Genomic DNA, 24,160 nt, shown 5'->3' on the forward strand with positions numbered 1-24,160 from the left:
CCGGGCGTACGGCTAGCTTCGCAGGCCAGGCGTACGCCGCTGACCGGCGAACGCCTTGATGAGGGGAACTCCGCGAAAGATGTCGGGCCCGAACTCCAACTACGATCCCGTCGAGGTCACGCCCCTGCACGCCACCGAGGTGGACCGGATGCGTGACGAGGCGCTCGCCGCGGTCGCGGCCGCCGGTGACCTCGAGGCGCTGAGGGCCGTCCGTCTGGCGCACGCGGGTGACCGCAGCCCGCTGGGCCTCGCCAACCGTGAGATCGGCGCCCTTCCGCCGCAGGCCCGCAAGGAGGCCGGGATGCGGGTCGGCTCGGCCCGACGGGACGTCAACGAGGCGCTCACCGCGCGACAGGCCGCCCTCGAGGTCGAGCGGGAGGCCCGGATCCTGGTCGAGGAGGCCGTCGACGTCACGGTCCCCTGGGATCTCGAGCCGCGCGGGGCCCGACACCCCCTCACGACCACCCAGGAGTGGATCGCGGACGTCTTCGTCGCGATGGGCTGGGAGGTCGTCGAGGGACCCGAGGTCGAGGCCGAATGGCTGAACTTCGACGCGCTCAACATCCCGCCGGACCATCCGGCCCGCACCACGATGGACACGTTCTTCGTCGACCCGCCGGAGCGGGGCCTCGTCCTGCGTACGCATACCTCGCCCGCGCAGGCCCGGACGATGTTGAGCCGCAAGCCACCGATCTACGTCGTCGCGCCCGGTCGCGTCTACCGCACCGACGAGCTCGACGCGACCCACACGCCCGTCTTCCACCAGGTCGAGGGTCTGGTCGTCGACGAGGGCATCACCATGGCCCACCTGAAGGGCACTCTCGACCACTTCGCCGAGGCGATGTTCGGCGCCGGTCTGAAGACCAGGCTGCGGCCCTACTACTTCCCCTTCACCGAGCCGAGTGCCGAGCTCGACCTGCAGTGCTTCGTCTGCCGCGGCGAGTCGGTCGGCAACCCCGACCGCCCGTGCCGGACCTGCGCCAGCGAGGGCTGGATCGAGTGGGGTGGCTGCGGCATCGTCAACCCGCGGGTGCTGACCGCCTGCGGTGTGGACGCCGACCGGTACTCCGGCTTCGCGTTCGGGATGGGCATCGAGCGGACGCTGATGTTCCGCAACGGCATCGAGGACATGCGTGACATGGTCGAGGGTGACGTGCGCTTCACCCGGCCGTTCGGAGGGGAGATCTGATGCGGGTCCCGATGTCGTGGCTGCGTGAGTACGTCGACCTGCCCGCGGAGGTGTCGGCCCGCGAGGTCGGCGATGGGCTGATCCGGGCCGGCCTCGAGGTGGAGTCCGTCGACCATGAGGGCGCCGACGTCGTTGGGCCGCTCGTGGTCGGGCGGGTCCTCTCGTTCACCGAGGAGACCCACAAGAACGGTAAGACCGTGCGGTGGTGCTCGGTCGATGTGGGGGAGCAGGGTGCGGAGCCGCGCGGCATCGTGTGTGGCGCCCGCAACTTCGCGGAGGGCGACCTGGTCGTCGTCGCGCTTCCCGGCACCACCCTCCCGGGTGACTTCACCATCACCGCGCGCAAGACCTACGGTCACGTCTCCGACGGCATGATCTGCTCGGTCGCCGAACTCGGGCTCGGCGAGGACCACGACGGCATCCTCATCCTCGACGCCGACGAGGCGACCCCGGGCGACGACGCGGCCGCGCTCCTCCACCTGCGCGACGACGTGCTCGACATCGCCGTCACGCCCGACCGCGGCTACACCATGTCCGTACGCGGTGTGGCCCGCGAGGCAGCGACGGCGTTCGGCGCGACGTTCACCGACCCGGTGACCGACCGGGCGGCCGACCTGCCGCCGGCTGGCGAGGAGGGGTACCCGGTCCGGGTCGAGGACCAGACCGGCTGCCCGGTCTTCGCCGCCGTCACGGTCGTCGGCTTCGATCCGGAGCGGCCGAGCCCACGCTGGCTGGAGCGGCGCGTCCAGCTGGCCGGCATGCGTCCGATCTCGCTGGCCGTCGACGTCACCAACTACGTCATGTTGGAGATCGGTCAGCCGATCCACGGCTGGGACAAGTCCCTGCTGCGTGGGCCGATCGTCGTACGCCGGGCCGAACCGGGGGAGAAGCTGCAGACCCTCGACGGCGTCACCCGTGCGCTGGATCCGGAAGACCTCGTGGTCACCGACGACTCCGGTCCGGTCGGACTCGGCGGCGTCATGGGTGGTGCCACGACCGAGCTCTCCTCGACCACGCGCGACATCGTCGTCGAGGCGGCGTTCTGGGACCCGGTGGCGATCGCCCGGACCTCGCGTCGACACAAGCTGTCCAGTGAGGCGTCCAAGCGCTTCGAGCGTGGCGTCGACCCGCGCATCCAGGTCGCCGCGGCCCGTCGGGTCGCGGAGCTGCTGGTCGACCTCGGCGGTGGCCGGATCGAGGACGGCACCACCGTGGTGGGAACGCCCCCGGAGCAGCTGACCCGCACGATGCCCGCCGACCACGCGAGCAGGGTGGCCGGCTACACCATTCCCGCCGAGCGCACCGTGGGCCGGCTGCGCGACGTGGGATGCACCGTCGAGGTCGACGGCGAGGACCTGCGGGTGACGCCTCCCTCGTGGCGTCCCGACCTCACCGACCCGAACGACTTCGCCGAGGAGGTCATCCGCCTCGAGGGCTACGACGCGGTGCCGAGTGTGCTGCCCGTCGCCCCGCCCGGACTCGGGCTCACGCCGAGCCAGCGGCTGCGGCGTACGATCGGCCGGCTGCTCGCGGGGGCCGGCTACGTCGAGGTGTTGAGCTATCCCTTCGTCGGCACCGCCGACTTCGACCGGCTTCGGCTGCCCGCCGACGACGCGCGCCGCCAGGCGCTGGCGCTCGCCAACCCGCTGTCGGAGGAGGAGCCGCTGCTGCGCACCACGCTGCTGCCCGGCCTGCTCGCCACGGCACGCCGCAACGTCGGGCGCGGCATGACCGACCTCGCGCTGTTCGAGACGGGCGCGGTGTTCCGGCCCACCGGGGACGCCCCGCGGGCGCCGCGGCTGCCGGTCGACCACCCGCCCACAGACGAGCAGATCGCGGCCCTCGACGCCGCGCTTCCGGGCCAGCCCCGCCGGGTCGCGGTCGTCCTGACCGGAGATCGCCAGCCGGCCGGTTGGTGGGGTCCGGCACGTCCGGCCGGGTGGGCCGATGCGATCGAGGCGGCCCGCACGGTCGCGGCCGCTGCCGGGGTGAACCTCACCGTCCGTTCCGACGAGCACGCGCCGTGGCATCCCGGTCGATGCGCGATCCTCGAGGTCGACGGCCGCCTCGTCGGGCACGCCGGCGAGCTCCACCCGAAGGTGATCGAGGCCTACGGCCTGCCGGCACGGGCGGCGGCGATGGAGCTGGAGATCGACCGGCTCGGTGCGGTCGCCGGACCGGTGCGCGCGCCGAAGGTGTCGTCGTACCCGCCCGCGAAGGAGGACGTCGCCCTGCTGGTCGACGCCCAGGTGCCGGTCGCTGCCGTCGAGGCGGCGCTGCGCGCCGGTGCCGGGGAGTTGCTCGAGTCGGTGCGCCTGTTCGACATCTACACCGGTGAACGCGTCGCCGAGGGGACGAAGTCGCTGGCGTTCGCGCTGCGCTTCCGGGCGCCTGACCGTACCCTCACCGAGGCCGAGGTGAGCGCGGCGAAGCAGGCCGCGGTGGCCGCGGCGGCCAGGCGGACCGGAGCCAGCCAGCGCGGAGCCTGAGGCGGGGCCGTCCGAGTCCTCCGACCCGCTCACGTCCGTCCCGCTCACGTCCGATCCACTCACGTAGGAGCCGCATGCCTGCCACCGAGGAGTCGTCCGCGGAGAGCCCGGCGAGCCCGTCGAACCCGGCCAGCGCGGTTGCCCTGGTGACGGGCGCGAGCCGCGGCATCGGTCGGGAGGTGGCGGTGGCCCTGGCCCGAGAGGGGCTCGCACTCGGTCTGACCGCGCGCGACGGCGACGCGCTCGCGAAGGTCCGTGAGGAGTGCGTCGCGGCCGGGGGACAGGCGGTCGTGGCGGTGGCCGAGGTGACGAGCCGCGATGAGGTGGACGCCGCGGTCGAGGCCGTGCGGTCGGCGTTCGGGTCGGTGGACCTGCTGGTCAACAACGCCGGACGGATCGAGTCCCGCGAGGTTCCGCTCTGGGAGACCGACCCGGAGGAGTGGTGGGCGGTCGTCGAGGCAGACCTGCGCGGACCGTACCTCTTCGCCCGCGCGGTGCTCCCCGAGATGGTGGCCCGTGGGCGCGGTCGCGTCGTCAACGTCACCAGCGGCGCCGCGATCCGCGACAGCGCCATCTACAGCGCGTACGGCGCGGCGAAGGCGGGGTTGCTGCGCCTCACCGGCTCGATCGTGGCAGCCGCGGGCGAGGCGGGGGTGACGGCGTTCGACATCTCACCCGGGCACATCGAGACGGACATGACCCGCTCGATGGAGATGCACCAGGGGCGGACGTCGTGGACACCGCCGGAGGCGTTCACCGACCTCGTGGTCAAGGTGGCCCAGGGGCGGCTCGACCCGCTGTCCGGCCGGTACCTCCGGGCCGGGACCGACGACGTCGAGGCGCTGCTACCGGCGGCGGCCGAACTCGGCCGAATCGACGCGCGGACGCTGCGGTTGCGCTCGTACGGACCAGCAGACCCGCTCGGCTGAGGGTCGACCGGGGATCCTGCCCCGGAGGTGGCAGACCATTCGTTTGTTCGTCTCGTCGGTGCGCCGCACTGAACTTCGGGGCGCACTCCGCGCGGTCGGGTAACGCCGTCGGGTCAAGCGTCGTACAAATTCTGGCATTTATTTGTCGCTCCGTATTGAGCGAATACCCTTCTTCTCGCCGATGCGAAGAATGGCTACCCCTCTCACGATGTGAGGTAGCCAATAGGCAGTCATGACGGCTTCTCAGTGGGTACGTTCCATTGAGAACACCTCGTCGACAATAAGAGGGAACGTCAACGTCATGAGGGTTACGTCGATCGGCCATGCCGGTTTCTACATCGAGACGGCGGCGGGAACAATTCTGTGCGACCCGTGGGTGAATCCTGCCTACTTCGCGTCGTGGTTTCCGTTCCCTGACAACTCGGGTCTGGACTGGGCGTCCTACCGAAATCCCGACTATCTCTACATCTCTCACCTGCACCGAGACCACTTCGATCCCGAACACCTGCGCAAGGGCGTCGCTCACGACACGACGGTGCTGCTCCCGGACTACCGGACGACGGACCTGGAGTACACCCTCCGCGACATCGGGTTCACCAACTTCATCACCGTCCCGAACTCGGAGCCGATCACCCTCGGAGGTTCACTTCGGGTGATGATCGTGGCGCTCGTGTCTCCCAGCGACGGGCCGATCGGCGACTCGGCACTGGCCGTCGACGACGGCACCGCACGGATCCTCAACCAGAACGACGCTAAGCCGTTGGATCTGGAGCAGGTGCGCGCGTTCGGGCATTATGACGTGCATTTCCTGCAGTTCTCCGGTGCGAACTGGTGGCCGCTCGTCTACGACCTTCCCGACAACGCCAAGATTTCGTTCGGGACCAGCAAACGGGCCAACGGTCTCGCTCGCGCCTATCGCTACGTCGAGGAGATCGACGCGAGCTTCGTCGTACCGTCGGCGGGTCCGGCGGCCTTTCTGGACGACGACCTGATCGCCTACAACGACATCGACAATTCGCCCGCGAACCCGTTCCCCGACCACCCGGTCTTCATGGAGTACCTCCGGGAAAACGGGCGTGACAACGGCCGGACGATGCTTCCGGGCAGTGTCATGACGGTCTCGGAGGGCCGGGTCGAGGTGGTCCACCGGGGCGAGGACGCGTTCCGGCCCTACCAGGACAAGGCCAAGTACCTCCGCGCCTACGCCGAACGCCGACGCGGGCAGATCGACAGCGAGAAGGCGTCCTGGCCGTCGCCGGGGATCGACTTCCTGGCGGAGCTGAAGGCGTGGTTCGAACCCCTGCTGCGGGTCGCGGACAACATCAGCACCGGGGTCGGTGCGCAGTTGCTGCTCGAGATCGGCGACCGCGAGAAGCTCGTCATCGACTTCGTCGACCGTGAGGTGCGCCGGTGGAACGGCGAGAAGTGCAGGTACCGGTTCCGCTTCGAGCAGCCGCTCATCGAGCACGTCATCGCGATCCACGAGATCGACTGGGTGAACAGCCTGTTCCTCAGCATGCGCTTCAGCGCCTCCCGGATCGGGCCGTACAACGAGTTCGTCTACACCTTCTTCAAGTGCCTCTCGCCCGAGCGCATGGCCTACGCCGAACGGTGGTACGCCACGCAGGAGGACACGGCCGAGGAGATCCAGCTCGGCGACTGGCTGGTCCAGCGCAAGTGCCCGCATCGCCAGGCCGACCTCGGGTACTTCGGGGTGGTCGACGGTGACACCCTGCGGTGCTCGATGCACGGGTACGAGTTCGACCTGACGACGGGGCGCTGCATCACCGCGAGCGACAAGCCGATCCGGGCGAGGCGGGTGCCGGCCGGTGCGGAGCCGACGCAGGAGGAGCAGCACGAGGTTCCGGAGGACTGAGGGCTGGCTCCCGGGCCGTGTCCTAGTCGAGCGAGATCTGCCCGATGGGTTCGCGCTTCTCGGCCTGGAACCGGTCCTCGGCCCTCCCGTACGCCCAGTAGCCGGACAGCGAGAGCTGCTCGCGGGACACGGCGTGGACGTCCTTGAGGTAGTTCCGCAGTTCCTTGACCATGCCGCGCTCGCCGTGGACGAAGACCTGCACCGTGCCTTCGCGCCACGGGCTCTTGGTGACCGCGTCCACGAGCACGGTCGAGGTCCCGGCCGGGACACCCTCCCGGTGCAGCCAGTGCAGCAGGATCCCTTCGGGGTGGGAGAGCGCCTGGTGTTCGTCGGCTGAGTCCACCTCGATGAACGCGTCACCGACCGCATCGGCCGGCATGGCCTCCAAAGCGGCGGCGATGGCCGGCAGGGCCGCTTCGTCTCCGGCGAGCAGGTGCCAGTCGGCGTCGGCACGGGGGGTGTAGGCGCCGCCCGGACTGGAGATCACCAGGTGGTCTCCGGGCACGGCGGCGGCGGCCCACGGTCCGGCGACGCCCTCGTCGCCGTGGACCACGAAGTCGATGGCGACCTGGCGTTCGGGTTGGTGGTACCAGCGCACCGTGTACGTGCGGCGTACCGGCAGGTCCTCCGGTGCCAGCCGGAGTCTCAGCTCCGCGAGATCGTACGGGGGAGTGAGCCCGAGTTCGGGTTTGACGAAGGTGGCCTTGACGTAGGCGTCGGCGTGGAGGTCGTCACCGAAGGCGGCGAGGGACTCCGCGGTGAACACCACGCGGATCATGTGCGGGCTCAGCCACCGCGTCTGGACGACCTCGACCTCGTGGTAGCGGGCTCTGTGTTGCGTCATGGTGGGATCGGCTCCTTGCGACGTGGATCGGCGAGGTGTGCTGCGACCGGCGGTCCGACCGGTTCCGGTCGCCCGACGACCTTCCAGGCGGCACTGGCACGTGCGTGCGCGGCCGCGTGGACAGTGGGCATTGGTCAGAGCAGCCGCCGCGATCACGGACCGGGTGAGTTCCGCGGATGGTCGGCTCGAAGCTGTCGGAGGCGCGCTGGCGCCAGTTCTTTAGGTTAGCCTGACCTAAGGTACTCCGCCTACAGTCGGGCGGCCAGCGTGATGCCGAACTTCGCCAGGGCGCGGCGCCTCCTCCCGGCGGCCGGCGAGGACCGGTGACCCCGCCTCTCCCCAGGTAACGGTGGCCCCGCCTCCGCTCGGGTGGTTCCTCAGCCGGCTGAGCTACGGTCGCCGGATACGCGATCCGAAGGGAGTTGCTCCGTGCGTCCTCTGCCCGAGCAGACGATCATGGTGACCGGTGCGACGGACGGTCTCGGGCGCCACCTCGCGGGTGAGCTGGTCCGAGCGGGCGTGACCGTGCTGGCGCACGGCCGTGACCGGGCCCGACTCGACCGTCTACGCGAGGAGCTGGCCGTAGGGCCCGGCCGGGTGGAGACCCTGCTCGCCGACCTCGCCGACCTCCACCAGGTCGACCGGCTCGCCGATGAGGTGCTGAAGCGTTTCGACCGGCTCGACGTACTCCTCAACAACGCGGGGGTCGGCTTCGGTGAGCCGGGCTCCGTCCGGGAGCTCAGCGCCGACGGTGTGGAGCTGAGGTTCGCGGTCAACTACCTCGCCGGCTACCACCTCACCCGGCGACTGCTTCCCCTGCTGGAGGCGTCCGCGCCGGCGCGAGTCGTCAACGTCGCGTCGGCTGGGCAGGCGCCGATCGACTTCGACGATCCGATGATCGACCACGGGTACGCCGGCGTGCTGGCCTATCGGCGCAGCAAACTCGCCCAGGTCATGTTCACCTTCGACCTGGCGGAGGAGTTGCGTGCGGCCCGGGTGACGGTCAATGCGCTCCACCCCGCGACGTTCATGGACACGTCCATGGTGCGGCTCTCCGGTCGCGAACCGGTGAGCACCCTCGAGGAGGGGGCCGCGGCGACGTACCGGCTCGTCACGGCACCTGACCTCGACGAGGTGACCGGACGGTACTTCGACCGGACCAGGGAGGCTCGCGCCGACAGCCAGGCGTACGACCGGGAGGCGCGGGCGAGGCTCCGGGAGCTCACCGGCGAGATCCTCGGCCGCGTGCTGCCGGCGTCGGCGTAGGTTCGCGCCATGTCGAGTGTGGGGCAGTTGTGGCAGGAAGTGCTCGGAACCCAGCGGCAGCTACCGCTCGCCGGGGTGCTCGGCTGCGCCGCGGCGGGCCTGGCCGCGGTCGCGGTCCGAGCGGTCTGGCGGGTCCTGCGCGGGGTCGTCACCATCGCCCACGAGGGTGGTCACGCCCTCGTCGCGCTGTTCGTGGGGCGACGGCTCGCCGGCATCCGGCTCCACTCCGACACCTCCGGCGTCACCATCTCGCGAGGGCGGCCGACCGGACCGGGAATGGTCGCGACAGCGCTCGCCGGCTACCTCGCGCCGTCCGTGCTCGGGGTGGGCTTCGCCGGCATGCTCACGTGGGGCCGGATCACCGCCCTGTTGTGGATCAGCATCGCGCTGCTCGCGGTGATGGTCCTCGCGGTGCGCAACGTGTACGGCGTCGTCTCCATCCTGGTGACGGCGCTGGCGTTGTTCGTGGTGTCGTGGTTCGGTTCGGCCGCGGTGCAGGCGGCACTGGCCTACTCGTTCACGTGGTTCCTGCTCTTCGCGGCGTTCCGGCCACTCGCTGAGGTGCAGCGCAAGCGGGCCGCCGGGCACGCGAGGGACTCAGACCCCGACCAGTTGGCCCGGCTGACCCGCGTGCCCGGGCTGGTGTGGCTGCTGGTGTTCGGACTGGTCGCGGCGGGCGCGCTCGGTCTCGCGGCGACTTGGCTCGTGCCCTTCGCGGACCTCCGCGCGTGGTGGGCCGCGCTGTGACGGCAGCCGCGTGACAGGAAGGGCCGGGTGACGGGAGCAGCCGCCGGGCGCTGAGAGGCGCGCGTTCGGTGTCGCCGAGTGGGCGGACGCGAGATCGGGGGCACCCGGCACTCGACCAGATGCCCCGCGATCTCGCGATGCCCCGACCCATTCCCGTGCATAGGCTAAGTTTTCGCGGCCGCCGTGTCCAACGTTGTTTCGACAATTTCTGCGCACTTCTTTTCCGCCCGGCTCCGATCTGGGTGCCTGGAACCGGTCCAGGGGATCGCGATGTCCGGTGCGTTGACCGGGCCGAGTATCCAGGAGATGGGCCGATCGGCGATCGGCGCGAGGCCGCCGACCAAGGGACTCGTGGCCGTCTCCGGATGGTCGGAGACCGGCCCGAGAACGCGGAAAATCGGGGGTCCGCGACCACTATGGGACGACGGATGTACACGGCCAGTCGTCGCTGTTGTTTGGGGCCCAAGACTCGCTTATCGTCGCCGCATCCACCCTCGACAAGGGTGTTCGAGAAACGCGTTGGCATGAGGCCGGTGATGTGCGTAGCAGTTCCTGACATCTGAGGTTCCCTCGGGAAGGGCCACGGGAGAGCGCTTGCCCATTCGGCAGCTCGATCGAAGGCCAGACGAAGGAGGTTGTGCGATGACGCCCGATGACCTACGTCCGAGCCGACGAGACCTGCTCCGATGGGGAGGTGGCACGCTCGCGGTGGCTTCACTGACGAGCTGTTCGTTCCTTTCCACCGACCCGACGAGCGGACCCGGTGCCGCTGGGGTCAAGGCGAAGAACGCCAAGGAAGCCCCGGCACTGTCGACACTCGTCGAGCAGGGGAAGCTGCCGAAGCTCGCGGAACGGATGCCGAAGATCCCGCTGGTGGTCCAGAACACCGAGAGCGTGGGCGTGTACGGCGGCACCTGGCGCAGCGTCCTGCTCAACGCCGCGGACACCTCCTGGCTCTCCCGCACGATCGGCTACGAGACGCTGCTGCGGTGGGACACCACCGGCACGAAGGTGGTCCCGAACATCGCCGAGAGGATCGAGGCCTCCGACGACGGGCGGGAGTTCAGGATCAGGCTGCGCGAGGGGATGAAGTGGTCGGACGGGCAGCCGTTCACCGCGGACGACCTGATGTTCGCCTACAACGACGTGATGCTCAACAAGGAGATCAGCCCGGTCGTCTCCGACTACATCACCAGCGACGGCGTCCCGGCGAAGCTCGAGAAGGTCGACACCCACACCGTCCTGGTGACCTTCCCGAAGCCGAACGGGCTCTTCCTCCAGAAGCTCGCCTATCAGGGCGCCCTGATCTCCTACCCGCGGCACTACCTCGAGCAGTTCCACAAGGAGCACAACCCCGAGGCCGTGCGGATGGCCAAGGAGGAGAAGCTCGCCGACTGGACCGACCTGTTCGGTGCGCGGGCCGACCGCTGGGCGAACGCCGACTTTCCGACACTGTGCGCGTGGGAGATCCAGAACCCGCTCGGCACGGGCAACCAGGTGGTCGCCGTACGGAACCCGTACTACTGGAAGACCGATCCGAACGGCAGTCAGCTTCCCTACATCGACCGCGTCGTGTTCAACGTCATCTCCGACGCGCAGGTGATCCTGCTGCGGGCCACCGCCGGCGAGGTCGACATGAGTACGCGGCACATCAACACCCTCCCCAACAAGCCGGTCCTGGCAAGTGGACGCGGCAAGGGGAAGTACCACTTCATCACCCTCGAGAACACCGTAATGAACGACCTCGTGCTCTCGCTCAACCTCAACCACAAGGACCCCGTACTCCGGCAGATCTTCCAGAACAAGGACTTCCGGATCGGGCTGTCCCATGCCATCGACCGCCCGGAGATGATCAAGTCGGTCTGGCAGCGCCAGGGCGTCCCGTGGCAGGCCGCTCCAGACGATCGGTCGGAGTTCTACGACGAGGAGTTCGCCACCCAGTTCACCGCCTACGACCCGGACCGGGCCAACGATCATCTGGACCGGGTGGGTCTGACCCGCAAGGACGGCGAGGGCTTCCGGCTCCGCCCGGACGGGAAGCGGTTGGTCTTCCAGATCGAGGTGGCGAGTCCGGCGGTCACGCCGTCCTGGGTCGACGGCACCGAGATGGTCACGGCGTACTGGCGCAAGGTCGGCGTCGACGTGAGGACCAAGAGCGAGGACCGGACCCTGTTCTACGAACGCAAGGACCCCCTCGCGAACCAGCACGACGCGGGGGTCTGGAGTGGCGACGGCGGCCTCAAGATCGAGATCGTCGAGCCTCGTTGGTACTTCCCGTTCAGCAACGAGTCTCTCTACGCCGTCCTGTGGGCGGACTGGTTCAGCTCGCGAGGCAAGCGGGGCCAGAAGCCGTCGGGGGCGACGCTGCGGCAGATGGAGCTGTACTGGCAGTTGACGGCCACCATCGACGTCGAGCAGCAGAAGCAACTGTTCCGGGAGATCCTGAAGATCGCCAAGGAGCAGTTCTACTGCATCGGCACGGTCCGCATTCCCAACACGTACGGAATCGTCAAGGACAACTTCTACAACGTCCCGAACAACCTGCCCGAGTCCGCGGTCATGAACACTCCCGCGCCCGGCAACCCCGAGCAGTGGTTCATCTCTTGAAAGCGATGCGGCATATCTCGAACAACGGCGTGAGGAGGTCACCTTCGTGTTGACCTATATTGGTCGACGGGTCATGCTGATGGTGCCGACCGTCTTTGTCATCTCGGTGGTGGCGTTCGTCATCATCCAACTGCCCCCTGGCGACTATCTGACGACGATCGTCTCCCAGTTGCAGGCGCAGGGTGACCAGATCGACAAGGCGGAGTTGGCATCCCTGTCGGCCAGATACGGGCTCGACCAACCGGTCGTGGTGCAGTACTGGAAGTGGATCAGCGGAATCCTTTTGCATGGCGACTTCGGCATGTCGTTCGCGTGGAACAGACCGGTCTCCGCGCTGCTTGGGGAAAGACTGCCGCTCACCATCGTGCTGGCGATCACGACCCTGTTGTTCACCTGGGCGGTGGCGTTCCCGATCGGCGTCTACTCCGCCGTTCGCCAGTACTCCGCCGGTGACTATGTGGCCACCACGCTGGGCTTCATCGGCCTCGCGATCCCGGACTTCCTGCTCGCCCTGGTCCTGATGTGGATCGGCCTGAACTACTTCGGCATGAGCGTGGGTGGGTTGTTCTCCCAGGAGTACCTCGACTCCGCGTGGAACCTCGGCAAGCTCATAGACCTGCTCGGACACCTGTGGGTGCCGGTCGTCGTCCTGGGCGCCGCCGGTACGGCGGGCCTGATCCGTGTCCTGCGCGCGAACCTGCTCGACGAGTTGCACAAGCCGTACGTCGTCGCGGCGCGGGCCCGTGGCATGCCCGAACGTCGGCTCACGATGAAGTATCCGCTCCGTGTCGCGCTGAACCCGTTCGTCTCCACGATCGGTTGGGTGCTCCCCGGGCTCGTGTCGGGCGAGGTCATCGTGGCGCAGGTGCTGTCGCTGCAGACGACCGGACCGCTGCTCCTCGACTCACTGAAGAGCCAGGACATGTATCTCGCGGGGTCGGTCATCTTCATCGTGAGTGTGCTGACCGTGATCGGAACCCTGATCTCCGACATTCTCCTGGCGTGGCTGGACCCGCGGGTCCGGCTCGGCCACGGTTAGGCGGGAGTAGCCATGACGCAGACACTGCCTGCCGGCGAGCGCCCGGAGGCGAGCACGCCCACGCCGCCTGGCGACACCCCGGCTGCCGATGGCGCCGCCATCGCGGTCGCCCCCCAGTGGAAGCTCGTGTGGTGGGGCTTCAAGCGACACCGGCTCGCGGTCGCGGGTCTGATCGTGACGGCCGTGATCTACATGATCGCGATCTTCGCGGAGTTCCTCGCGCCCTACTCGAGCGGCCACTACGACCCCGACTACGCCTACGCGCCACCGCAACGAATCCATGTCGTCGACGACGGCGACTGGGGGTTGTACGTCTACGGCTACAAGTCGGAGCAGGACCCCGAGACGCTGGACCTGACCTGGACGACGGACACCTCGAAGAAGATCCCCGTGGGGCTGTTCGCGCGCGGTGAGTCCTACAAGCTGTTGGGCCTGATCCCGGGTGACCGTCACCTGATCGGCGCCAAGGAGGGTACGAAGGCGCCGCCGATGTACCTCCTCGGCGCCGACCGCAACGGCCACGACCTGTTGTCGCGCATCATCCACGGCACCCGGGTCTCGATGTCGATCGGCCTGATCGGTGTGGTGGTCGCGTTCCTGCTCGGTGTGGTGCTCGGCGGGATATCGGGCTTCTTCGGCGGGATCGTCGACACGGCGATCCAGCGGGCCGTGGAGTTCTTCATGTCGATCCCCACGTTGCCGCTCTGGCTCGGCCTGGCGGCGGCGGTGCCACCTGGCTGGGGGCCGTTGAAACGCTACTTCGCGGTCACGGTGATCCTGTCGATGATCGCGTGGACGCACCTCGCCCGCGTCGTGCGAAGTCGCTTCCTCTCCCTGCGTGAGGAGGACTTCGTCACCGCCGCCAAGGTCGACGGCGCGAGCCAGCCACGCATCATCTTCCGGCACATGCTGCCGTCGTTCTCGAGCTATCTCATCGCGTCCCTGACCCTGTCCATCCCCGGCATGATCCTGGCCGAGACGTCGCTGTCGTTCCTCGGTCTCGGCCTGCAGTCGCCGGTGGTGAGCTGGGGCGTTCTGCTCCAGGAAGCGCAGAACATCCGGGCGGTGGCCACGGCACCGTGGCTGTTGCTGCCAGGCGTGACGGTGGTGATCGCCGTCCTGTCGCTGAACTTCTTGGGTGACGGCCTACGCGACGCAGCGGACCCCTACAAGCACTAGACGTCCCGGCCATGTGTGCGCCGATGGAGGAGACCCGATGAACCAGACCCCACGGACCCGGGAGATCGCCGCCGGTGACGGTCGCGGCCGCGGCCGCCGGCGTGCCCGCCAGGGTGCGGCGACGGCGGCGCCGGCCGTCCTGACCGCAGGTGCCGGGGACGGCGACGACACGACGCTGTTGCGGATCAACGATCTCCAGACCCACTTCACGACCCGCGACGGTGTCGTGAAGGCCGTCGACGGGGTGAGCCTGCGGGTGCCGAAGGGCAAGACCGTCTGCGTCGTGGGGGAGTCGGGATGCGGCAAGTCCGTCACCGCCCGCTCCATCCTGCAGTTGGTCGAGCGTCCGGGCGAGATCACCGGCGGGTCGATCGAGTGGCGTCCGAACGCCGAGTCGGACTGGATCAACCTCGCGGCGCTGGACGCGCGGGGTGAGGACATCCGGCGGATTCGCGGCGACGAGATCGGCATGGTCTTCCAGGAGCCGATGGCCTCCCTGTCACCGATGTACACCATCGGCGACCAGCTCGTGGAAGCGATCCAACTGCACCGCCCGCTGAACCGCGCGGAGGCGCGGGAACTCGCCATCGACCAGCTGCAGCGGGTGGGTATCCCGCAGCCGAAACGGCGGATGGACGCCCACCCCTTCCAGCTGTCCGGCGGCATGTGCCAGCGGGTGATGATCGCGGTCGCGCTGTCCTGTGATCCGGCCCTGCTGATCGCCGACGAGCCGACGACCGCGCTCGACGTCACCACCCAGGCGCGGATCCTGGACCTGCTCAAGGACCTGCAGGACCAGACGGACATGGCGATGGTCTTCATCACCCACGACCTCGGGGTGGTCGCGGAGATCGCCGACGAGGTCGTGGTGATGTATCTCGGCAAGGTCGCCGAGCACGGAACGGTGGAGGAGATCTTCGACGATCCGAAGCATCCCTACACCCAGGCGCTGCTGCGTTCCATCCCCACGATGCGCGGCAGCTCCTCCCGGCAGCGCCTGGCGGCCATCAGGGGCATGGTTCCGCACCCGCAGAACCGCCCCGCCGGGTGTCCGTTCCACACCCGGTGCGACCACGCGATTCCAGGGGTGTGCGACCAGGAGCACCCGCCGGAGGCGCGGTTCTCCCCGGAGCACGTGGCCCAGTGCCACCTCTACGACGCGCAGGGTCGGCTGACCGCGACCACGCAGGCGAACGGTACGGCGGGGGTGGCCGTCGGCGCGGTGCCGGCGAGCGCCGCTGTGCCGGTGGCGCCCTCGCAGGCCCCGGCGGCGAGCCGCTCGGCCACCACCGTCAAGGAGCGTGAGCCCGCGACGAAGGCGGCCGCCGCCGCGGGACCGCTGGTGGACGTCCAGGACCTCGCGATGCACTTCCCGATCCGGCGCGGGATGTTCGGCCGAACGGCCGGCCACGTCCGGGCGGTGGACGGAGTGGACCTCACCATCCAGCCGGGCGAGACCCTCGGCCTGGTGGGGGAGTCGGGCTGCGGCAAGACGACGCTCGGTCGCTGCCTCGCCCGGGTCATGGACCCCACCTCGGGGAGCATCCACTACCGCCGGGAGAACGGCACCACGGTCGACCTCGCCAAGCTGGGCAACCGCGAGCTCGCGCCGTTCCGCAAGGAGATCCGGGTGATCTTCCAGGACCCGTTCTCCTCGCTCAACCCGCGGATGACGCTGCTGCAGTTGGTGGGCGAGCCGCTGCGGACCAACAACCTCGCCTCCGGTTCGGAGTTGCAGGACCGGGTGGCGGAGATGTTGCGGCGGTGCGGCCTGCGTCCGGAGTACATGCGTCGCTACCCGCACGCGTTCTCCGGCGGCGAGCGGCAGCGGATCAACATCGCCCGGGCGCTGATCACCGAGCCGCGGCTGGTGATCGCGGACGAGGCCGTGTCCGCGTTGGACGTTTCGGTGCGGGCCCAGATCCTGAACCTGCTCGCCGACCTGCAGGCGCAGTTCGACCTCACCTACCTGTTCATCTCCCACGACCTCTCGGTCGTCGAGCACCTGTGTGACCGGGTGACGGTGATGTACCTCGGCTCGATCGTGGAGACGGCCGAGACCGGTTCGCTCTACACCCAGCCGCACCACCCCTACACCGAGGCGCTGCTGAACGCCGTACCGCTGCCCAACCCTCACCAGCGCCGGTCCCGGCACGTGCACGGCCTGCCCGACGATCTCCCGGACGCGGCGAACCCGCCGTCGGGATGTCTCTTCCACACTCGTTGCCCGCATGTGCGAGAAGAGCGGTGCAAGTCCGAATCGCCCGCTCTGCGGGAGACCGGTGCTCGTCACTTCGCGGCGTGCCACTTCGCCGAGGAGTTCACCCTGACCGGGGCGACGAAGGAGCGAGGGGGAGACTAGGTCCTTGTAGCGCGGATCATGGCGTGTTCGCGTGCTCCCGCATCCGGGCACGACCATGATCCGCAGGGCATCACCTGGCCGGACGAACCGGTCAGGACCACGACACACAGCCCCAACTGGTTTGCATGAGATTGCATGAACAGGCATACTCATGCACAACGTGGTGCCAGACCACGCACGACCAACTGAGGGGCGACGCGAGATGGGCTTCAGCGCGGCGGTGGCGGGTGCGAGCGGCTACGCCGGAGGCGAGCTGCTGCGCCTCCTGCTCGGCCACCCCGAGATCGAGATCGGCGCGCTCACGGCGGGAGGCAACGCCGGCACCCTGCTCGGGCAGCACCAGCCGCACCTCACACCGCTCGCCGACCGGGTGCTCGCCGAGACGACCACCGAGACCCTCGCCGGGCACGACATCGTCTTCCTCGCACTGCCGCACGGGCAGTCCGCCGCGGTTGCGGCGAGCCTGCCCGACGACGTGCTCGTGATCGACTGCGGTGCCGACTTCCGGCTCGAGGACCCCGCTGACTGGCAGCGGTGGTACGCCGGCGAGCACGCCGGCACCTGGCCCTACGGGCTGCCCGAGCTTCCCGGTCAGCGTGACCGGCTCCGTACCGCCCGCCGGATCGCGGTCCCGGGCTGCTACCCGACGGTCGCGAGCCTCGCCCTGCTCCCCGCCGTCGCCGCCGGACTGATCGACGCGCGGGACCTCGTCGTCGTGGCCGCCTCGGGCACCTCCGGGGCGGGTAGGTCGCCGAAGCCGAACCTGCTCGGCAGTGAGGTCATGGGGGCGGTGTCGGCGTACTCCGTCGGCGGCATCCATCGGCACACCCCCGAGATCGAACAGAACCTCCGCAAGGTCGCCGGCGGCCCGGTCACGGTGTCGTTCACACCGGTCCTGGCTCCGATGCCCCGTGGCATCCTCGCGACCTGCACGGCCCGGACGCAGGACGGTGTTGACGCCGCCGCCGCGCGGCGGGCCTACCAGCAGGCGTGGGCCGCTGAGCCCTTCCTCCACCTGCTCCCGGAAGGGACCTGGCCGACCACGGCGGCGACCGTCGGCTCCAACGCCGTCCATGCGCAGGTCACGGTTGACGAACGCGCGGGCCGGCTGGTCGCGATAGCCGCGCTGGACAACCTCACCAAGGGGACCGCCGGCGGCGCGATCCAGTGCATGAACCTCGCGCTCGGGATCGCCGAAACCACCGGCCTCAGCACGGTTGGGGTCGCGCCGTGACCGCCCGGTCGGCGCCGCTCCCGCACCGGCCGTGTCTGCCGTGCCTGGCAGCACCGCGACGATGACGATGCGGCGTACGCCGATAACCCCACGCTCACCCGCACCCGTCGTTCATACTTCGCTCGCCCGAAAGGCACGTACGTGACCGTCACCACTCCCCTCGGATTCCGGGCCGCCGGCGTCACCGCCGGCCTCAAGCCGAGTGGCAAGCCCGACATCGCCCTGGTCGTCAACGACGGCCCGACCTTCACCGCCGCCGCCGTCTTCACCGAGAACCGCTGCAAGGCGCACCCTGTCCTGTGGAGTGAGCAGGTGTGCAAGGACGGCCAGGTTCGCGCCGTCGTGCTCAACTCCGGCGGGGCCAACTGTTACACCGGCCCGGAAGGGTTCCAGACCACCCACGCGAGCGCCGAACTCGTCGCGGAGAAGCTCAGTGCCACCGCCGCCGCGGGCGTCGAGCCGACCGGCGCGATCGACGTCGCGGTCTGCTCCACCGGCCTGATCGGTGACCAACTCGACCGCCCCCGACTCCTCGCCGGCATCGCCGACGCGGTCGCGCAACTCGACCTTGCCGGCGGGACGGCTGCCGCCACGGCGATCATGACCACGGACACCCACTCCAAGGAGTCGACCTACGCCGGTGCCGGTTGGTCGATCGGTGGTATGGCCAAGGGCGCGGGCATGCTCGCCCCGTCACTGGCCACGATGCTCGTCGTGATCACCACCGACGCGGTTCTCGATCCGGTGGGCGCCGATCTGGCCCTGCGGGCGGCCACCGGTGTGACGTTCGACCGGCTCGACTCCGACGGCTGCATGTCTACCAACGACACGGTCCTGCTGCTCGCGAGCGGTGCCTCCGGGGTCACACCGTCCCACGAGGAGTTCACCACCGGGCTCACGCAGGTGTGCCACGACCTCGGCCAGCAGCTGATCGGTGACGCCGAGGGCGCCGACCACGACATCGCGATCGAGGTCGTCAACGCGGCCAACGTGCAGGACGCGGTTGACGTCGGCCGCGCGATCGCCCGCAACAACCTCTTCAAGTGCGCGGTCTTCGGCAAGGACGCCAACTGGGGCAGGATCCTCGCGGCGGTCGGAACGACGCAGGTGGCCTTCGACCCGACGACCCTCGACGTCGCCTTCAACGGCGTCTGGGTGTGCCGCAACGGCGGCATCGGTGAGTCCCGCGACCTGGTGGACCTCACGCAGCGCAAGGTGAACGTGACGGTCGACCTGAAGGCGGGCGCCGAGACCGCGACGATCTGGACCAACGACCTCACGCACGCCTACGTCCACGAGAACTCCGCCTACTCGACCTGAGCCGACCCATGCAACGTGTCCTTGACGACCCGGGCGCCCTCGACGAGGGCAGGGTCAGCACCGACCCCGACCCCGAGCCCGCCCCGGCCCGCTCATCAGGCCGCGGACAGGTCGCACGCACAGGCCCTACACAGAGGAACGTGTCGACGCATCCATGAGCACCCATCTGAGCAGGAACCGCGCGGAGGCCCAGAAGAAGGCCGAGACGCTGATCGAGGCGCTGCCCTGGTTCGAGCGGTTCTCCGGTTCGATCGTCGTGATCAAGTACGGCGGCAACGCCATGACCGACGACGCGCTGAAGCGCGCGTTCGCCCAGGACATCGTCTTCCTCCGTTACGCCGGACTGCGTCCGGTCATCGTCCACGGCGGTGGCCCGCAGATCACCGAGATGCTGGGCCGGCTGGACATCCCGAGCGAGTTCCGCGGCGGTCTGCGCGTGACCACGCCGGAGGCCATGGAGGTCGTCCGGATGGTGCTCGTCGGGCAGGTCGGGCGCGAACTGGTCGGTCTGATCAACTCCCACGGCCCGTTCGCCGTCGGCCTGTCCGGCGAGGACGCCGGACTCTTCACGGCCGAGCGACGTACGGCCACGGTCGACGGTGAAGCCGTCGACATCGGCCTGGTCGGGGACGTGGTCGACGTTCGTGCCGAGGCGGTCGAGGATCTCATCGACGCCGGCCGGATTCCGGTGGTCTCCAGCGTCGCGCCGGACGTGGACGGCCTGGTCCACAACGTCAACGCCGACACCGCCGCCGCGGCGCTCGCGGCGGCGCTGGGAGCACGCAAACTCGTCGTCCTCACCGACGTCGAGGGCCTCTACCGCGACTGGCCGAGCAGCGAGGAGGTCATCAGCGTCCTGGACTCCGACGAGCTCGCGAAGCTGCTGCCGACGCTCGCCTCCGGGATGGTCCCGAAGATGGAGGCATGCCTGCGCGCCGTCCAGGGTGGCGTTCCACAGGCTCATGTCATCGACGGGCGGGTCGCGCACTCGCTCCTGCTCGAGGTCTTCACCGACGAGGGAATCGGCACGATGGTGCTGCCGGAACCGACCGACGAAAGTGCCGACGAGACCGCCGACGAAAACGGCGACGCCCCGGGCCACAAGGCCCACAAACTGGAGGAAAACGGCGCATGAGTGTCTGGCCGCAGTACGAACGGTGGGCAGAGCGGTTCTCCGCAGCCTTGATGCCGACCTATGGCGTACCTCCCGTCGCGATCGCTCGCGGTGAGGGCTGCACGGTCTGGGACGTCGACGGCAACAGCTACCTCGACTTCATCGCGGGGATCGCCGTCTCCTCTCTCGGGCACGCCCACCCGGCCCTGGTGCGGGCCGTCTCCGACCAGGTCGGCACGCTCGCACACACCTCCAACCTCTTCCTGCACCAGCCGGAGGTCCTGCTCGCGGAGAAGCTCATCTCCCTGCTCGGGAACGAGGCGCGGGTCTTCTTCACCAACAGCGGCACCGAGGCCAACGAAGCGGCGCTCAAGCTGGTCCGTCGGCACGCCGCCGGTACCGACCGCGGCTACGTCGTCGCCGCCGAGAACGGTTTCCACGGCCGCACGATGGGCGCGCTCGCCCTGACCGGCAAGCCCGCCATCCGCGAGCCGTTCGCGCCGTACGGTGTGGATGTCCGCTTCGTGCCCTACGGCGACGCCGACGCGCTGAAGAACGCCGTCACCGACCAGTGCGCGGGGGTCTTCCTCGAACCGGCGCTGGGCGAGGGCGGCGTCGTCCCCCCGCCCGCCGGCTACTTCACCGCGGCGCGGGAGATCTGCGACGCGACCGGCGCCGTCCTGGTGCTCGACGAGATCCAGAGTGGCATCGGCCGGACCGGGACCTGGTTCGCCCACCAGCACGAGAACGTCGTGCCCGACGTCCTGACCCTCGCCAAGGGGCTCGGCGGGGGCCTCCCCATCGGCGCCTGCATCGGGGTCGGTGCGTTCGGAACGACGTTCGGCAAGGGCGATCACGGCTCGACCTTCGGCGGTAACCCGGTCTCGGCCGCGGCGGCGCTCGCCGTCATCGCCACGATCGAGGACGACAACCTGCTCGAGCACGTCCGCACCGTCGGCGAGACCCTCGCCGCCGGCATCGCGGCGATCGACCACCCGCTCCTCGCGGGCGTCCGTGGCCAGGGCCTGTGGCGGGCGGCGGTGTTGCGCGAGCCCAGGGCGGCGCAGGTGCAGGCCGCCGCGCAGGAGGCCGGCTTCCTCGTCAACGCCGTCCAGCCCGACGCCGTCCGGCTCGCCCCGCCGCTCGTCGTCACCGCCGAGCAGGTGCAAGCCCTCCTTGACGCGCTGCCCGGTATCCTCGACGCCGCCGTACTGAAGGAGTCGTGATGGTCCGCCACTTCCTGCGCGACGACGACCTGAGCCCACAGGAGCAGGCACAGGTCCTCGATCTCGCCGACGCGATGAAGAAGGACCGGTTCGCGTTTCGGACCCTCCAGGGTCCGAAGGTCGTCGCGGTGCTGTTCGACAAGTCCTCCACCCGGACCCGGGTGTCCTTCAGCGTGGGGATCAACGAGCTCGGCGGCTATCCGCTGGTGATCGACGCGCAGACGGCCCAGCTCGGGCGCGGCGAGCCGATCGAGGACACCGCGCGGGTGCTCGATCGCCAGTGCGCCGCCATCGTCTGGCGGACCGCGGGCCAGGAGCGGATCGAGGCGATGGCCTCCGCGAGCGGCGTACCCGTGATCAACGCGCTGACCGATGAGTTCCACCCCTGCCAGACCCTCGCCGACCTGCAGACGATCCGGGAGCACCGGGGCCGGCTCGCCGGTCTGCGCTTCACCTATCTCGGTGACGGCGCCAACAACGTCGCCCACTCCTACCTGCTGGGCGGAGCGCTCGCCGGCATGCACGTCCGCGTCGGCACGCCGCAGGGATACGACCCCGACCCGGCCATCCTGTCCCGGGCCGCCGAGATCGCCGCCGAGACCGGTGGGTCGGTGGCCGCGATCCGTGACCCCCGTGAGGCGGTCGAGGGAGCCGACGTCGTCGCGACCGACACCTGGGTGTCGATGGGTCAGGAGGACGAGGCGGACGAGCGGGCGGCGCCTTTCGTGCCCTACGCCGTGACCGAGCAGGCGATGAGCCACGCCGCCCCGGACGCGCTCGTGCTGCACTGCCTGCCGGCTTACCGCGGCAAGGAGATCGAGGCGAGCGTCATCGACGGGCCGCACAGCGTGGTCTGGGACCAGGCCGAGAACCGTCTGCACGCGCAGAAGGCCCTGCTGGTGTGGCTGCTGGAACGCTCGGGCGGAGCCGGCTCGGCCGACCGCACCGAGCCGGGGGTGCACCGACGATGAAGCGTGAGCTGACGCAGAAGTGGCCGGCGACCAAGACGGCGCGCCAGCAGTTCGTCGTCGAGGTGTTGTCGCGCTCCGAGGTTCGCTCGCAGGCCGAGCTGGCCGACCGGCTGGCCGAGGCGGGGATCGCCGTCACCCAGGCGACCCTGTCCCGCGACCTCGACGAGCTCGGGGCGGTGCGTGTCCGCGGCACCGAGGGTGTGCTCGTCTACGCGCTGCCGGGCGAGGGTGGTGACCGCACGCCGCGGGCCACCCCCGACGCGCCAGTCGCCGCGGAGGGCCGGCTCGCCCGGATCTGCGGCGAGCTGCTCGTCTCCGCGGTGCCGTCGGCCAACCTCGCGGTGCTGCGCACACCTCCTGGTGCCGCGCAGTTCTTCGCGTCCGCTCTCGACCACGCCGAGCTACCCGACGTACTCGGCACGATCGCCGGTGACGACACCGTGCTGGTGGTCGCCAAGGATCCCGACGGCGGTGCCTCCGTCGCCGACCAACTGCTTGCGCTCGCTCGCAAGAACAGACCCACGAAGGAGTAACGACATGACCGAGCGCGTAGTACTCGCCTACTCGGGCGGGCTCGACACGTCCGTGGCGATCGGCTGGATCGCCGAGCAGACCGGCGCCGAGGTCGTCGCCTGCGCGATCGACGTCGGCCAGGACGGCGAGGACCTCGACACCATCCGCAAGCGCGCGCTCGAGTGCGGAGCGGTCGAGGCCGTCGTGGTCGACGCGAAGGACGAGTTCGCCGACGGCTACTGCCTCCCGGCCCTGGCCGCGAACGCCCTCTACATGGACCGCTACCCGCTGGTCTCCGCGCTCTCCCGGCCGCTGATCGTCAAGCACCTGGTGGAGGCCGCGAAGGAGCACGGCGCGACCGTCGTCGCCCACGGCTGCACGGGCAAGGGCAACGACCAGGTGCGGTTCGAGGTCGGCGTGGGGGCGCTCGCCCCCGACCTCAAGGTGCTCGCGCCGGTCCGCGACTTCGCGTGGACGCGGGAGAAGGCGATCGCCTACGCCGAGGACCACGACCTCCCGATCGACGTCAGCAAGAAGTCGCCGTTCTCCATCGACCAGAACGTCTGGGGCCGCGCGGTCGAGACCGGCTTCCTCGAGGACCTCTGGAACGCCCCGACCGAGGAGGTCTACGACTACACCCAGGACCCCTCCACCCCGCGTGCCGCGGACGAGGTCGTGCTCACCTTCCAGGCCGGCCGCCCCGTCGCGATCGACGGCAAGCCGGTGACGATGCTCCAGGCGATCCAGCAGCTCAACGAGCGCGCGGGCGCCCAGGGCGTCGGACGCCTCGACATGGTGGAGGACCGACTCGTCGGCATCAAGAGCCGCGAGGTCTACGAGGCACCGGGCGCCATCGCCCTCATCACGGCACACCAGGAGCTCGAGAACGTCACCGTCGAGCGCGACCTCGCCCGGTTCAAGCGGGAGGTCGGCAAGCGCTGGACCGAGCTCGTCTACGACGGGCTGTGGTTCTCCCCGCTGAAGCGGGCGCTGGACAGCTTCGTCGAGTCCTCCCAGGAGCACGTGACGGGCGACGTCCGGATGACGCTGCACGCCGGGCGTGCGGTCGTCACGGGTCGGCGTAGCCCGGCCTCGCTGTACGACTTCAACCTCGCCACCTACGACGAGGGCGACGCGTTCGACCAGTCGCTGGCGCGTGGCTTCGTCGAGCTATGGGGTCTGCCGAGCAAGATCGCCGCGAAGCGCGACCTCGGCCAGTCCTGAACCCAGCCGCTCGGTGCGGCCGCCACGCGCG

The 24,160-nt window shown here is 69.6% G+C and carries 18 protein-coding genes; 17 read left to right on the plus strand and 1 reads right to left on the minus strand.

The window, feature by feature from the left end; all coding sequences use genetic code 11:
* Window positions 1-79 precede the first annotated feature (79 nt).
* The 4 genes from pheS to HEB94_RS30775 all read left to right on the plus strand — a co-directional run bounded on the left by pheS (window position 80) and on the right by HEB94_RS30775 (window position 6,483).
* Window positions 80-1,189 carry a phenylalanine--tRNA ligase subunit alpha gene (gene pheS, locus HEB94_RS30760; RefSeq protein ID WP_192753113.1) on the plus strand — a complete coding sequence of 370 codons (1,110 nt, stop codon included), beginning with the start codon at window positions 80-82 and terminating at the stop codon, window positions 1,187-1,189.
* A complete protein-coding gene (gene pheT, locus HEB94_RS30765) occupies window positions 1,189-3,678 on the plus strand; it encodes a phenylalanine--tRNA ligase subunit beta (protein ID WP_192753114.1) in 2,490 nt (829 codons plus the stop codon). The genes pheS and pheT overlap by 1 nt, the downstream gene beginning before the upstream one ends.
* Window positions 3,679-3,752: 74 nt before the next feature.
* Window positions 3,753-4,607 carry an SDR family NAD(P)-dependent oxidoreductase gene (locus tag HEB94_RS30770; RefSeq protein WP_192753115.1) on the plus strand — a complete coding sequence of 285 codons (855 nt, stop codon included), beginning with the start codon at window positions 3,753-3,755 and terminating at the stop codon, window positions 4,605-4,607.
* 301 nt (window positions 4,608-4,908) lie between these two features.
* The gene (locus tag HEB94_RS30775; protein ID WP_192753116.1) at window positions 4,909-6,483 is read left to right on the plus strand and encodes an MBL fold metallo-hydrolase; all 1,575 of its coding nucleotides are present in this window, start codon (window positions 4,909-4,911) and stop codon (window positions 6,481-6,483) included.
* A gap of 22 nt (window positions 6,484-6,505) precedes the next feature.
* On the opposite strand, the gene HEB94_RS30780 is transcribed toward HEB94_RS30775, so the two are convergent.
* Window positions 6,506-7,327, minus strand: a complete 822-nt coding sequence (locus tag HEB94_RS30780) for a siderophore-interacting protein (protein WP_192753117.1) — start codon at window positions 7,325-7,327, stop codon at window positions 6,506-6,508.
* Between the two features lie 429 nt (window positions 7,328-7,756).
* Between HEB94_RS30780 and HEB94_RS30785 the strand changes: the two genes are divergently transcribed.
* The 13 genes from HEB94_RS30785 (at window position 7,757) to HEB94_RS30845 (ending at window position 24,129) form a co-directional block, all read left to right on the plus strand.
* A complete protein-coding gene (locus HEB94_RS30785) occupies window positions 7,757-8,593 on the plus strand; it encodes an SDR family NAD(P)-dependent oxidoreductase (RefSeq protein ID WP_192753118.1) in 837 nt (278 codons plus the stop codon).
* A gap of 9 nt (window positions 8,594-8,602) precedes the next feature.
* Entirely contained in the window at window positions 8,603-9,340 is a 738-nt protein-coding gene (locus HEB94_RS30790; RefSeq protein WP_192753119.1) for a M50 family metallopeptidase, read from the plus strand.
* Window positions 9,341-9,982: 642 nt separating this feature from the next.
* Window positions 9,983-11,947 carry an ABC transporter substrate-binding protein gene (locus HEB94_RS30795; RefSeq protein WP_192753120.1) on the plus strand — a complete coding sequence of 655 codons (1,965 nt, stop codon included), beginning with the start codon at window positions 9,983-9,985 and terminating at the stop codon, window positions 11,945-11,947.
* Window positions 11,948-11,993: 46 nt separating this feature from the next.
* Window positions 11,994-12,986, plus strand: a complete 993-nt coding sequence (locus HEB94_RS30800) for an ABC transporter permease subunit (protein ID WP_192753121.1) — start codon at window positions 11,994-11,996, stop codon at window positions 12,984-12,986.
* 12 nt (window positions 12,987-12,998) lie between these two features.
* Window positions 12,999-14,165, plus strand: coding sequence for an ABC transporter permease (locus tag HEB94_RS30805; protein ID WP_192753122.1), 1,167 nt, complete (start codon window positions 12,999-13,001; stop codon window positions 14,163-14,165).
* A 37-nt stretch (window positions 14,166-14,202) separates the two neighbouring features.
* Window positions 14,203-16,527: an ABC transporter ATP-binding protein gene (locus HEB94_RS30810; protein ID WP_192753123.1), complete on the plus strand. Its 2,325-nt coding sequence runs from the start codon at window positions 14,203-14,205 to the stop codon at window positions 16,525-16,527.
* A gap of 202 nt (window positions 16,528-16,729) precedes the next feature.
* Window positions 16,730-17,761: an N-acetyl-gamma-glutamyl-phosphate reductase gene (gene argC, locus HEB94_RS30815; protein ID WP_192753124.1), complete on the plus strand. Its 1,032-nt coding sequence runs from the start codon at window positions 16,730-16,732 to the stop codon at window positions 17,759-17,761.
* Between the two features lie 141 nt (window positions 17,762-17,902).
* On the plus strand, window positions 17,903-19,081 hold the full coding sequence (gene argJ, locus HEB94_RS30820; protein ID WP_192753125.1) for a bifunctional glutamate N-acetyltransferase/amino-acid acetyltransferase ArgJ: 1,179 nt from the start codon (window positions 17,903-17,905) through the stop codon (window positions 19,079-19,081).
* A 154-nt stretch (window positions 19,082-19,235) separates the two neighbouring features.
* Entirely contained in the window at window positions 19,236-20,216 is a 981-nt protein-coding gene (gene argB / locus HEB94_RS30825) for an acetylglutamate kinase (protein ID WP_192753126.1), read from the plus strand.
* A complete protein-coding gene (locus HEB94_RS30830) occupies window positions 20,213-21,421 on the plus strand; it encodes an acetylornithine transaminase (RefSeq protein ID WP_192753127.1) in 1,209 nt (402 codons plus the stop codon). The genes argB and HEB94_RS30830 overlap by 4 nt, the downstream gene beginning before the upstream one ends.
* Entirely contained in the window at window positions 21,421-22,392 is a 972-nt protein-coding gene (gene argF, locus HEB94_RS30835) for an ornithine carbamoyltransferase (RefSeq protein WP_192753128.1), read from the plus strand. The genes HEB94_RS30830 and argF overlap by 1 nt, the downstream gene beginning before the upstream one ends.
* On the plus strand, window positions 22,389-22,925 hold the full coding sequence (locus tag HEB94_RS30840) for an arginine repressor (protein ID WP_192753129.1): 537 nt from the start codon (window positions 22,389-22,391) through the stop codon (window positions 22,923-22,925). The genes argF and HEB94_RS30840 overlap by 4 nt, the downstream gene beginning before the upstream one ends.
* A 4-nt stretch (window positions 22,926-22,929) precedes the next feature.
* The gene (locus HEB94_RS30845; RefSeq protein ID WP_192753130.1) at window positions 22,930-24,129 is read left to right on the plus strand and encodes an argininosuccinate synthase; all 1,200 of its coding nucleotides are present in this window, start codon (window positions 22,930-22,932) and stop codon (window positions 24,127-24,129) included.
* Window positions 24,130-24,160: the final 31 nt, after the last annotated feature.

It is taken from the genome of Actinopolymorpha pittospori (assembly GCF_014873875.1).
Lineage (GTDB): Bacteria > Actinomycetota > Actinomycetes > Propionibacteriales > Actinopolymorphaceae > Actinopolymorpha > Actinopolymorpha pittospori.

Coding starts and splice junctions, on each gene's coding strand:
- HEB94_RS30790 (WP_192753119.1), top strand. CDS start 8,603: ATGTCGAGTGTGGGGCAGTTGTGGCAGGAAGTGCTCGGAACCCAGCGG.
- HEB94_RS30805 (WP_192753122.1), top strand. CDS start 12,999: ATGACGCAGACACTGCCTGCCGGCGAGCGCCCGGAGGCGAGCACGCCC.
- pheT (WP_192753114.1), top strand. CDS start 1,189: ATGCGGGTCCCGATGTCGTGGCTGCGTGAGTACGTCGACCTGCCCGCG.
- HEB94_RS30795 (WP_192753120.1), top strand. CDS start 9,983: ATGACGCCCGATGACCTACGTCCGAGCCGACGAGACCTGCTCCGATGG.
- HEB94_RS30775 (WP_192753116.1), top strand. CDS start 4,909: ATGAGGGTTACGTCGATCGGCCATGCCGGTTTCTACATCGAGACGGCG.
- HEB94_RS30830 (WP_192753127.1), top strand. CDS start 20,213: ATGAGTGTCTGGCCGCAGTACGAACGGTGGGCAGAGCGGTTCTCCGCA.
- HEB94_RS30810 (WP_192753123.1), top strand. CDS start 14,203: ATGAACCAGACCCCACGGACCCGGGAGATCGCCGCCGGTGACGGTCGC.
- argB (WP_192753126.1), top strand. CDS start 19,236: ATGAGCACCCATCTGAGCAGGAACCGCGCGGAGGCCCAGAAGAAGGCC.
- argC (WP_192753124.1), top strand. CDS start 16,730: ATGGGCTTCAGCGCGGCGGTGGCGGGTGCGAGCGGCTACGCCGGAGGC.
- HEB94_RS30770 (WP_192753115.1), top strand. CDS start 3,753: ATGCCTGCCACCGAGGAGTCGTCCGCGGAGAGCCCGGCGAGCCCGTCG.
- HEB94_RS30780 (WP_192753117.1), bottom strand. CDS start 7,327: ATGACGCAACACAGAGCCCGCTACCACGAGGTCGAGGTCGTCCAGACG.
- HEB94_RS30840 (WP_192753129.1), top strand. CDS start 22,389: ATGAAGCGTGAGCTGACGCAGAAGTGGCCGGCGACCAAGACGGCGCGC.
- HEB94_RS30845 (WP_192753130.1), top strand. CDS start 22,930: ATGACCGAGCGCGTAGTACTCGCCTACTCGGGCGGGCTCGACACGTCC.
- argF (WP_192753128.1), top strand. CDS start 21,421: ATGGTCCGCCACTTCCTGCGCGACGACGACCTGAGCCCACAGGAGCAG.
- pheS (WP_192753113.1), top strand. CDS start 80: ATGTCGGGCCCGAACTCCAACTACGATCCCGTCGAGGTCACGCCCCTG.